Origin of the sequence: Pontibacter oryzae (assembly GCF_003576375.1) — a bacterium.
In the GTDB taxonomy this organism is placed as follows: Bacteria; Bacteroidota; Bacteroidia; order Cytophagales; family Hymenobacteraceae; genus Pontibacter; species Pontibacter oryzae.
Genome location: NZ_QWGE01000003.1, coordinates 383,165 through 395,293, shown reverse-complemented (window position 1 = coordinate 395,293; position 12,129 = coordinate 383,165). Strand labels below are relative to the sequence as shown.

Genomic DNA, 12,129 nt, shown 5'->3' with positions numbered 1-12,129 from the left:
GCGATGGCAAAGTATGTGAAGGCATTTCAGAGACTACTTATACTGCTCGGTATTGCGCTGGCTCCAGCCGCGCTGGCCCAGCAGGCGCCGCAGTATAGCCAATACATTTTTAATGAGCTGGTTATTAACCCTGCTTACGCCGGCAGCAAGCAAATCCTGCACGCCAATGCCACTTTCCGCACGCAATGGACGGGGCTGGAAGGAGCACCTACATCCCAAACTGTAAGTGTGGATGGGCCGACAAGCAATAAGAATCTGGGCTGGGGCCTGCACCTGATCAACGATGAAATTGGAGCGCAAAGCCAGACAGGAGCTTACGGGGCACTCTCTACACGCATCCGCCTGGACCGCTACTCTGACCTAGCATTGGGTGTAGCCGTTGGGGTATCGCAGTACACATTGGATGGCACCAAGCTGGACCCCGGAAATATGAGCGAGATACCTGACCAGGCAATTCCGCAAGGTCGTATATCGCAGGTGCTGCCCGACCTTAAAATCGGCGCCTTTTATAATACGGAGCGCTACTATGCCGGTCTTTCAGTGGCAAGCCTAATCCCGTTCAAGGATAGCAACACTGATATTGCCACACCGCGCAGGCACTATTTTCTCTCCACGGGCTATGTTTTCGATATTAACCGGAACGTGCGCCTTAAGCCAAGTATACTTATTAAAGAAGATTTTAGGAGCCCGACAGCTGTAGACCTCAATACGTTTGTGCTGCTCCATAACCGCATCTGGTTCGGGGCTTCGTACCGCACGGCCGTGCCGATGTTTGCGGACCAGCAAATGAAGCAACTGAGTAAGCGCAACGCCTTGGCCCTGATCACGCAGATTTATGCCACACAAAAGCTACGTATTGGATATTCTTACGATATTAGCTTGAACGAGCTCAGAAACTACTCAAGCCACGAGGTATCGGTAGGTTACTATTTCCTGAAAAAGAAGTATGGCCGCATCCTTACGCCTCGCAACTTATAGCCCTTAGATTACCATTATATGAAGCGTACGTTTACCCTCCTGCTGCTGGTAGCGGTGCTGTGCCTGCCGTTTGCGGCGATGGCCCAGGACATGAAACAGGCAGATAAGTACTTCAACAACTTCGAGTTTAGCCTGGCGCTGGATGCCTACAAGAAAATCCTGGAAAACGGGGAGCCTAACCTTACCGTGGTGCAGCGCATCGCGGATAGCTACCGCATCCTGAACAACAGCAAAGAGGCCGAGTTCTGGTACGCACAGGCCATTACATTCCCGGGAGCTGACCCATCATACATCTTCTTGTATGCAGAATCAGCCAAGCGCAACGGTAACTATGGCAAAGCTAAACAATTGTTTCTGGAGTATGGCCGCAGGGTGCCAGCGCAAAACAGCCTTGCCACGCGCATGGCCGCCTCCTGCGATACTGCCATGCAGTGGTTGGAATTCCCTAAACCGTATAAGCTGGAGCAACTGCAAGCTATGAACTCTTCAGGTGCCGACTTTGGGCCAATACGAACAAAGGAAGGCTTGTTCTTTTCTTCGGACAGGCGAGAAGCAGGCAATAGGCAGCAAACCGAGCGTAATAACTGGACAGGCAATGGCTTTATACAAATGTACTTTGCACCTGCTCAAACCGATAGCACCTGGGGAAACCCGGAACCATTGCCTGCAGAGATCAATACTTCTTACCACAATGGCCCGGCTGATTACCTCGAAAAGGAACAGACGCTGTACTTTACCCGCACGCAGGTGGTGAAGAAAAAAACTGCAGGCACCAACCCTGACCCGACCAGCTGGTTTAAGGGCAGCGATAACGGCACGCACACCAACCGACATGGCATTTACATGGCCAAGCGAAAGGGTAACAAAGGCAAATGGGAAAAGGAAGAGGCATTCCCTTACAACAATACTGACGAGTATTCTATCGGCCATCCAGCCATAACCGAGGACGGGCAGGTATTATACTTTGTGTCTGACATGCCAGGTGGTTATGGCGAGACCGATGTGTATTATAGTGAGCGGCAGGCCGATGGCAGTTGGGGCAAACCCGTGAATGCCGGATCGGTAATTAACACAGTCGGTCGTGAGAGTTTTGTGAGTCTCGGCGAAGACGGTTATCTATACTTCTCCTCTGATGGCCACATTGGCATGGGAGGGCTGGATATTTTTAAAGCCATAGGGAAGCATAAAGCCTGGACAAGCGTTGAAAACCTAAAGTATCCGCTCAATACCTCACAGGATGACTTTGGGATACAAATGGATGCCTCGGGCCAGAAAGGGCTATTATCATCAAGCCGTTTATCAGAGAATGGGTTTGATGATATTCTGGCCTTTACAGAGTACAAAGTGCCGTGCACGCTGATCGGTAAAACCATTGAGCGCATAGGTACCCTAAACAGACAGGAAAAAGCAGTGGCGCAAGTGCAGTTGCAATTATTTGAAGAAGGAAGCGACACGCCTCTGGAAGTATACTCCGATGCAAACGGCAACTTTGTGTTTCCGGTAAAAGCTGGTAACACTTACAGGATTAAAGGCAGTAAAGTGGGTTACCTGACTCAATCGCTGACTGTGTCACCGGACTGCCGCTTTAACACCGATTCCGTAAAAGTGGAGATGCGCTTTAACCGCGATACCCCCGAGAAACCAATCGTGGTTGAGAACATCTTGTATGACTTTGATAAGTCGGACATTAGGCCGGACGCCGCCAAAGAGCTGGATAAACTGGTGCAAACGTTGAAGGACAACCCGAATATTCGCATTGAGTTGAGTTCGCACACAGATAGCCGCCAAAGTGATGCCTATAACTTAGCCTTGTCGCAGCGCCGCGCGCAAGCCGCCGTAGATTACCTCGTATCAAGGGGTATAAGCCGCAGCAGGTTAGTGGCAAAGGGCTATGGCGAATCAAAGCTACTGAACCGCTGCCGCGACAATGTGCCATGCTCCGAGGCCGACCACCAGCTTAACCGCCGAACAGAGTTTAAGATCCTGAAGAAGTAGAATGTTTTATCCTGAAAAAGAAAATGCCGCAGGTATACCTCCTGCGGCATTTTCTTTTTCAGGCGGCTCATACTTTCGCAGAACCAGTTGAAAGTTTTAATGGAGTAAAAGAACAATTGTAATCCTCCTAACCTCGTTTATACTATAAACTACGAAGATTATCGTAAATAAATTTCATATTACGAAACATATCGTATATACTTGCAGTAGACAAAGTAATATCATCTAACTGCTTATACCCTATGACGTTATCACAAATTCCTAAACCAACAGAATCGGAGTTGGAAATACTCCAGGTACTCTGGCAGCATGGCCCAAGCACTGTGCGCTTCGTGCACGAAGAGTTGAGCAAAGTAAAAGACGCTGGCTATACCACCACGCTAAAAATCATGCAGATTATGGCTGAAAAAGGTATGCTGGAAGCGGACAAATCAAGCAGGTCGCATATATTCAAGCCGTTGCTGCAGGAAGAGCATACACAGAAACTGCTGCTAAACCGCTTTCTGGATACGGCGTTTCGGGGTTCGGCCAGCAAGCTGGTTATGCAGGCGCTCGGCAACAGCCGCACATCCAAAGAAGAACTAGGCGAAATCAGAAACCTGTTAGATAAACTGGAAGGAGGTAACCAATGAATCAAATCCTAAACCTGATCCCGGAAGGGCTTGTAAACTCTCTAGGCTGGGCGTTGCTGCACGCCTTGTGGCAGGGCGCATTTGTGGCACTACTCCTGAGTCTTTTGCTGATAGCATTGCACCGCGAGTCGGCCAGAGTGCGTTACGCAGTGGCAAGTCTGGCAATGCTGGCACAACTGGTGCTATCTGTGGGCACGTTTGCCTATTACTACTGTCAGCCAACACAGGCAATGGCAACCCTACAAACTTCAGCAGAGCAGCAGGTGGCTTTACCTGCGGGCAGTGGTGTAGAAATCTCGTTTTGGGCTGACCCGGTGAGTGTGTCACAAGTATACTTTGAGCGCCACTTACCGCTATTGGTTACACTGTGGCTACTGGGTATGGTGCTAATGGCTGTGAGGTTTATAGGCGGCTTGGCTTATACCCAAAGGCTGCGCTACTATAAAACCACAGCACTGGGTGGGCAATGGCAACTGAAAATGGATGAGCTTAAGAAAAGACTGGGCGTGACGCAAGCGGTGCAACTGGTAGAGTCGGCACTGGTGCAGGTGCCGATGGCCATTGGGGTGGCAAAACCTGTTATTCTGCTGCCGATAGGTGCCGTAACCGGCCTTACGCAGCCGCAGCTGGAGGCCATACTTGCCCACGAGCTGGCACATATCCTGCGCAAAGACTACCTGCTGAACCTGCTGCAATCTGTAGTGGATATGCTGTTCTTTTTCCATCCGGCTATGTGGTGGGTATCTGGGGTGGTGCGCGCCGAGCGCGAAAACTGCTGCGATGATATTGCCGTGGCACTCTGCGGAGACACCCTTACGTATGCCCGCGCCCTGACAGAACTGGAAACCCTGCGCATGCCGAACGCACAAGGCATGGCGCTCGCTTTATCAGGACAGCGGGGCACCCTGATGAACCGTGTAAAACGATTGGTGGGCCAACCGCTGAAGCCTACATTTACCGAAGGCTTTGCCGCCGGACTGGTGTTGGTAGCGGGGCTATTGGTGCTTTCTTTCGGTGCCATGGCCGAGCGCCAGCCGTTGGATAAAGGAATTGCCGAAAATACTGAAAGCGAGAGCTTTTTAGTAACTGAAGCCATAGATGAACCTGGAGAGGCGGTTGCTTTCGTGGCACAGGATACGGCCGGTAACAACCGCAACGTGGTTATCATCACCAATAAAAAAGGTAAGGTAAAAGAACTATACGTAGATGGCAAGCGCATTCCAAAACGGAACATCGATGATTACAAAAACTTAATAGACCAACGCCTGCAAGTAACAGAAAACGCGCCTAAGGCCAGCCGTGAGGAAGTTGAGGTAATCATCCGGAACGAGCAAAGGGCCTTAGCAGAAGCTAAACGAGATGTGCACGAGGAGCGAATTATTATAGAGCATTCAGGTGAAGGTGCACTGCCTCCCCTGCCTTCGCTCCCACCCATGGCACCTGTACCGCATGTGCTTGCAGCTCCGCCTGTGCCTCCAGCACCGCCTGTGCCACCCGCCGGAGCCGGCAAAAAGGAGCAGGAAGCCTATAAACTCGAAATGAAGAAGTATAAGCAGGAACTGCAGGAACACGAAAAAGAGCTGCAGCAGCATATACAGGAGATAAAGCAGCATGAGCAAGACAGGTATAAACAGAAGGTGGAGATCAGACGTATAGTGTCGGACAGCATAAGACAGAAAGAAATTATGTGGAGACAAAAAGAGCGTGCTGCCGAAGCACAGGCTCATGCCGAGCTAAGAAGAAAGGAAATGGAAAGCCGCCGCGCTGAAATGGATGCCCGCCGCAAGGAAATGGCTGTTAAGCGAGAAGAGCATGCCAAGCGCCTTACAGAGATGAAACAGGAAATGGTGAAGGATGGGTTTATCGAGAGCACTGATAGCAACCTGAATATTCAGATCAATAACGGAGAGTTCTTCATTAACGGCCAAAAGCAGCCAGAAGAAGTATACAACAAGTATAAAAAGTGGTTTGACGCAGATGCGAAGAAACAATAAGCCAATAACTTCTTACTTACTATAAAGTATAAAAAATGTCCGGTATGGGTTGTATCCTGTAGCGGGCATTTTTTTAAATATAAGCCTTTGAATTACAGTTTCTGTTCTGCCAACACATCCCTGAATATAGAAAATTGCGTAAGTATAAATCACCGCCTTTAGGTTGGTGCAGATATATGTTTGATCGCCCACATGACCCCTTTCTTTTTATATGGCTGATACGTCCGCTTTCACGGTAGCAAGCACACGCATTGCACTTACATTGCTATGCCTCACCCTGCTCATCTTTACTCGCCAAACCCTAGCCTCCGACTCCCAGCACATGGTGCCGCTTACTATAAAGGAGCGTGTACACCAGGCAGATATAGTGCTGGAAGGCGAAGTTTTATCGCAGAAATCCTTTTGGGATGCCCAGCACGAGAATATTTATACTTCTAGTATCATCAAAGTATACAAGCTGTTTAAGGGTGATATGCAAGCCGAACAGGTAGAGGTAATTACTGAAGGCGGAACAGTGGGGATGCAGAAACACGTATTCTCGACGGCCTTGAACTTACGGGCAGGCCAGCAAGGCATGTTCTTCTTGAAACGCCAGCAGGCAGTGCAACGCACACCAGCCGAAGGGCTTTATAGCACTAATGCCTACGGCAGCCAACAAGGCTTTGTACAATACAATCTCAAAACACGTGCTGCCCGCGGGGTTTTCGATGCTTATAGCAATGTAGAGCAACTGTATAAGGCTGTTAGCGCAGAAACTAACAAGCCGTTCCGAACCATTTCCGAAAACGAAATACTGCAGGCACCGCCAGTGCAGGAACGTAAGCAGCAGGAGCAGGGCGCGCAACTCGTGCCCGTGATAACTTCCTTTTCGCCGACAGTGGCCAGTGCAGGCACCGGAACCATACTTACTATAAATGGCTCAGGCTTCGGTAATAGCCGTGGCAATGGCAGCGTGGAGTTCCGCAACGCCGACGACGGTGGCCAAACCTACGTAAAGCCGCTCCGCAAAGAATACATCTCCTGGACGGATAGACAGATAAGAATGTATATTCCATCAATAACGCAGGATGGCGGCACGGCCGGGTCCGGGCCTATCCGGGTTACCGCCAGCGATGGTAGCACGTTCGTCTCCGCTACTTCGCTGACCTTGGAGTTTGCTTACTCTAACATCGATTTAAACGATACTTCCTTTAAGCCAATACTGATAGACCAGAGTGGCAATGGCGGGTACGCTATCCGCTTTGCGCCAAGCATGGAAAACCAGCAGGCTGCCAAGGAAGGCTTCCGGCGTGCCATGAACTCGTGGGTATGCGCCTCAGAAGTGAATTGGGAAATCGGGGCACCAACTACAAAAGACGCTGCCGCAGACGATGACATGGTGATAATCCGTTTTGCGCCTACCTCCACTGTAGGGGCAGGCGTGTTAGCGCGCACAGTAAGCCGCTACGCCGGCTGTGCCAATGGGGTTGATACGCTATTCTGGGTAACCGAATTTGATATGGAGATCAACAGTAACATCAGGTGGCAGTATGGGCCGGCTGGCCCCGGAGATGGGGAGTTTGACTTTGAGACTGTAGTTCTGCACGAATTGGGCCATGCGCATCAACTAGGGCACGTGAACCTATCGCGGGCTGTCATGTTCTACGCCATTGAGCAAAGGCAATTGGTGCGCGACCTTAGCCCGATCGATATTAAGGGAGCAGATTTGGTTATGGCTACCAGCACAGAAAACGATGGCACGCTTGGAGATTATGACTGCAGGGAAACACCATCGCCAATGGTGCCAAGCCTGGAGGGCGAATGTAACTTAGCCCCGGAGATTTATACCCTCGAAGCTGATTTTACTTCTGAAAACACTGTAACAATTAGCTGGACGACCAGAAACGAGCTGACCGTGGATAATTTTATAGTACAGCGAAGTGCCAGCGGTACCACGGGCTCAACCTGGGAGGATATCGGAATGGTAGATGCCAAAGGCCCGAGCGCCACACAAGATTTAAGCTATGTTTTTGAAGACAACAGCCCGTTGCCAGACGTGAGCTTTTATAGGTTAAAAGTTGTTTATAACGATGCATCTTTCAGTTTCTCACCACGTGTGCGCGTTATTAACCCAGCCAGCCTCCGCGACCTCCGCTTGTACCCTAACCCTTTTACATCCTCAGAAGAAGGCAGACTGCAACTGCTCTATATCGTAAACCGCACCACAACCATGGAGGTAGAGATTTACAGCATGCAGGGGCAACTAGTCCGCGACTTCGATTTGCAGCTCACCGATACCAATGTGGCCATTGAGCTTGATTTATCGGGTATAGCCTCCGGAATGTATATCCTGAAGTGGCAGGAGGGCACCCGAGGCGGGCAGCAGCGAATTCTTAAGCTGTAAGTATAAAATGGGAGAGCCAGACTACTTTACAGCAGCCCGGCTCTTCCATTTTATATGCAGCTATGATTTACTTACTCAATACTTATGCGCCGGTTTGGCTTTTCTTCTTCACCCTTAGGCACATGAATGTGTAAGATGCCATCTTTGTAGTTTGCCTTTATATCATCTTCTTTCACACCTTTGGGTAACCGGAAAGACCTGCTGAAGGAGCTGTAATTGTATTCCCGGCGGGTATAGTTGTCGTTCTCTTCGGTTTTATTCTCCTCCTTCTGCGAACTGATAGTTAACATGCCTTCGTTCACATCAATGTTAAAGTCATCTTTTTGCTTGCCTGGCGCAGCCAACTCAATGCTATAGCCCTTATCATCCTCGCGGATGTTTGTGGCTGGCATATCCGACATTAACTGGCGGCCCCATTGTGCTGGTGTCCGCCAAAGATCGTTTTCGAAGAAGCGATCTACATCGCTAAAGAAATCTGAGAATGCAGAACGTGCTGGAGTAGATCCGCCCGCATTCCTCCGTGCTACATTTGCCATAATCTATCCTCCTATATTTTAATGAACTACCCTAAAATTAAGTTGTGCTTTTCGTGTAATTAAATTTACGATTCAGCTTCTGGCATTGTTTGCATCATAGGATAGTCTTAACACAGGATAGAAGGGGGTTTACGTAAAAGAAAAGTAGAGCTATACTAGAATCCGCTGAATTGTAACATCAGGGAAAGTTGATTTGTGGGGAAGAATGTAAGTTGGAAGTGTAGTTTCAGCCACCGCCGGAATAGGGTAAGCCGGCGGTTAGCTGAACAAACTACAAACACAAAAAGCAAATGAGGAATATAATTTGGGGAATTAATAATCAACTGCTTTCTAGGACAAATAGGCTTGGTGTGCTGCTTCAGGATACATGGAAAACTTTGAACTGACACACACGCCACACATAGGGTTCATAGAGCAAAAAGTGTTTTCTAGCTTGAAAAGGACTTGCGCGATGATTCAAAATTCGGCATATCAACTCTGTAACACAAGGTATTTTAATGGCGTTTTGTAACATGGATATTGAGCATTTAGCATGTGGTGATAGCATAATATATGCTTTTAATGCATTTAAAACACTATTTAGTCTAGCTAATAAAGCGAAAATTTGTAACATTGACCTCAAAGAATAACATTAATAAAGTATGGTGCACGCTATGTTATAGTTTGCTATTAATATCATAAATATAAGTATGCATATGTTTGAAAGCCTTGGACTTAGCCTTCTCCGGAAATTATTTTGCGAGGCTTTGATATAAGGGCAAAAAATAATTGCAGCTTTTTATAGGCAGGAGATAAGCTATAGAAGGTGCCAAAACAGATAAGCTTTTTAAAGGATGCCATTTCTCTTGGCTAAGTCTTGGCCCGCTTCTATGCCAATTATAGTAGGCCTGTCTGAATTTTAAACTTAAGATGATCGATCAGTATTGATTAGTGCGCTTGGCAATTTCTTTTTGGTAAATTTATGACCTGTACAAAATAGCAACCGTCTACCCCTATGAGCCAATCAATACTAGCCACAACCACTTGGGGCAAACTTATCTCTAAGAAACGCTTCGAATCTTCTGACCAAAAGTATACTTCTGATGAATCGGTGCGGGGCGAGTTTCAGCGCGATTATGATCGTATCGTATTTTCGTCGGCTTTTAGGCGGTTACAAAATAAGACGCAGGTTATGCCTATGCCCGAGAGCGACTTTGTGCATACCCGCCTAACGCACAGTTTAGAAGCATCGGTGGTGGGTAGGTCGTTGGGGCGCATTGTGGGCAAAAACATTCTGGAGCGGCACCCTGAACTTGCTGAGGAGAAAAACATACAGGAAGCGGATTTTGGGGACGTGGTGGCGGCTGCCTGCCTGGCGCATGACATTGGCAACCCGCCTTTCGGGCACTCCGGCGAGGATGCCATTTCATCCTACTTTCTGAGCGAGGAGGCGCAGTTATACTTGCAAAACCTAACAGAAGCCGAAAAAGCCGACCTGCAACGCTACGAAGGCAATGCTGCCGGCTTCAGGGTGCTAACGTATACCTATCCTGCCCACTGCAAACTGCCTGACGGTGTGAGTCACAGCGGCCTTAGCCTTACATTTACTACGCTGGCCACCTTTACCAAATATCCCAAAGAGTCGCTGCCGGTGGTGCAAAATACCAAAAACACCAGCGAGAAGAAGTATGGGTTTTTCCAGACCGAGAAAACTTGGTTTAACACTATTGCCAACGAGCTTGGCTTGCTGCAAAAAGGAGCTGGCAGAGAGGTGTTTTACCACCGCCACCCGCTGGCTTTTCTAGTAGAGGCCGCCGACGATATCTGTTATCGCATCATCGATTTTGAAGATGGGTTGAAACTGGGCCTTGTGCCACAGGAGCAAGGTATAAGCCTGCTGCGCCAAATCCTGAACGATAATCCAGGGCGCAAATCAAGCCTCACGTTTTATGATTGGCGCGAGGAAATTGGGTACTTACGGGCACGCATCATCGGCAAACTGATCGAAGAAACCTCCGCGCTCTTTCTACAGCACGAAGATGAAATCCTGACCGGAACCTATGATAAGCCACTGATTAACGAATTGGCCTGCAAACCTATACTTGACCAAATCAAAGAGCTCTCTATCAAGCTAATTTACCAGAACAGGCCGGTGCTCGAGATCGAAGCCGCAGGTTTTGAAGTGCTGGGTGGTTTGTTGGATGCGGGCATCAAAGCCGTGTTTAAACCAGAGTCAAAGCACCACCGGAAGCTTGCGGCGCTCATCCCGCCACACTACCTGCAGCTCCCCCAAACTGCCACCAACTACGAGCGCATCATCCACATCACCGACTTCGTAACCAGCCTCACCGACCAGGCCGCACTGGGTCTTTACCGCAAAATTAAAGGCATTGAACTGCCAAGAATGTATTAAGGCGATGCTGAAAGATAAACTGATGAGAGCGGATTTATATCTGCTGGTGCTGTTTATTGCCTATTGTGCGGCTGTGGTCTTACGTGTAAGCATCGAAGGAACAGGCTATACCTCCCCCGATTCTGAATACTACATGGAAGCTGCCCGAAGCTTAAATAATGGAGAGAAGTTTATTATTCGAGATTTATACGGGCTGCATACAGGGCAAAAAAATGCTCGCATTCTGTTTACCGCATGGCCAATAGGCTATCCAACTCTAATTGCCACTATAACGTGGATAAGCGGCCTTAATTTGTTTTGGGCTTCCAAAGTTCTAAACCTGATTTTTGCAGGACTGGGCTTTCTGCTGTTGCGCCATATAAACCGAAGATACTCTTTTGTGCTTGCTTCTATCTACGGCGCATTTACAGTTATAGAGATGTACTCTTACACATGGTCGGAGTGCGTTTTTATGTATGGATGCCTGTTTTTTGCCTTCTTAACTTACAAAGTATATGTCAGCGGTAAACCTTCCCAGATCTATGCTTTATTGGCTGTAGCGGCTTTTATGTTTTTAGTCCGCTACATCGGTTTCTTTGCAGGTGGTGTAACTTTGCTTCTTGCTATCATAACTTGGCTTGAGCAACGAAGGCGCCTAAGCCGGCATTTGTTTATTGTCTTTGTGCTGAATGTGATTTTTGTATGTGGCTATGTCATGCATAATCATTATGCAGCTGGATATAATACTGATGCGCAGAGGCTAACGGCAGATATGGGAAGCCCGCTAAAAGTTCTGTGGATGGCTATAAAAGGGTTAATAATTGAACTGTTCATCATACGGAATTACTATTTACGGGGCATTCCCGGAGGACTTACTATTGCAACTGCCTTGCTTCAAGTTATAGTAATCGGTTATGTCGGATCAATTTTGCGGCAGCAACGTGAAGCTGTAGCCGTAGCCGTAAAGGAAAATATACTTTCGCATATGGCTGTAGTAGTCGCTTTATCATACTTGGTAGTTCTCGTATTTTTGAGAAGTATATCACAGTTTGACCCACCTAACTACAGGCTACTTTCTCCTTTTACTATATTGATGCTTTTTGCAATAGTCAACTACATTGTTGCTTTGCCGGACAATATAAAAGGTGCGGTTCGTGCCAAGTATGTTATTGCTGGCTTTTTTATACTTTCGCTGCTACTTAATTTGCCAAAGAAATTCCTGCTCTCACAGCTTCTGTAA

General features: G+C 48.1%; 8 protein-coding genes. 7 read left to right on the top strand and 1 reads right to left on the bottom strand.

The annotated features are described in order from the left end of the window. Nucleotides 1-3 precede the first annotated feature (3 nt). The 5 genes from D1627_RS10505 to D1627_RS10485 all read left to right on the top strand — a co-directional run bounded on the left by D1627_RS10505 (nucleotide 4) and on the right by D1627_RS10485 (nucleotide 7,982). Nucleotides 4-978, top strand: a complete 975-nt coding sequence (locus D1627_RS10505; protein WP_119432198.1) for a PorP/SprF family type IX secretion system membrane protein — start codon at nucleotides 4-6, stop codon at nucleotides 976-978. 18 nt (nucleotides 979-996) lie between these two features. After that, nucleotides 997-2,973, top strand: a complete 1,977-nt coding sequence (locus tag D1627_RS10500; RefSeq protein WP_119432197.1) for an OmpA family protein — start codon at nucleotides 997-999, stop codon at nucleotides 2,971-2,973. A gap of 242 nt (nucleotides 2,974-3,215) precedes the next feature. Continuing rightward, nucleotides 3,216-3,605: a BlaI/MecI/CopY family transcriptional regulator gene (locus D1627_RS10495; protein WP_119432196.1), complete on the top strand. Its 390-nt coding sequence runs from the start codon at nucleotides 3,216-3,218 to the stop codon at nucleotides 3,603-3,605. Continuing rightward, complete coding sequence (locus tag D1627_RS10490; RefSeq protein ID WP_119432195.1) at nucleotides 3,602-5,599, top strand: M56 family metallopeptidase; 1,998 nt, start codon at nucleotides 3,602-3,604, stop codon at nucleotides 5,597-5,599. Before D1627_RS10495 ends, D1627_RS10490 begins: the two co-directional genes overlap by 4 nt. A 211-nt stretch (nucleotides 5,600-5,810) precedes the next feature. After that, complete coding sequence (locus D1627_RS10485; protein ID WP_119432194.1) at nucleotides 5,811-7,982, top strand: IPT/TIG domain-containing protein; 2,172 nt, start codon at nucleotides 5,811-5,813, stop codon at nucleotides 7,980-7,982. A 71-nt stretch (nucleotides 7,983-8,053) separates the two neighbouring features. Here the strand turns inward: D1627_RS10485 and D1627_RS10480 are convergent, their stop codons facing one another. Then, nucleotides 8,054-8,518: an Hsp20/alpha crystallin family protein gene (locus D1627_RS10480; RefSeq protein WP_119432193.1), complete on the bottom strand. Its 465-nt coding sequence runs from the start codon at nucleotides 8,516-8,518 to the stop codon at nucleotides 8,054-8,056. A gap of 994 nt (nucleotides 8,519-9,512) precedes the next feature. Between D1627_RS10480 and dgt the strand changes: the two genes are divergently transcribed. Both dgt and D1627_RS10470 read left to right on the top strand, forming a co-directional pair. After that, a complete protein-coding gene (gene dgt, locus D1627_RS10475; RefSeq protein ID WP_199688418.1) occupies nucleotides 9,513-10,910 on the top strand; it encodes a dGTP triphosphohydrolase in 1,398 nt (465 codons plus the stop codon). A 4-nt stretch (nucleotides 10,911-10,914) separates the two neighbouring features. Further along, nucleotides 10,915-12,129: a hypothetical protein gene (locus D1627_RS10470; protein WP_147383278.1), complete on the top strand. Its 1,215-nt coding sequence runs from the start codon at nucleotides 10,915-10,917 to the stop codon at nucleotides 12,127-12,129.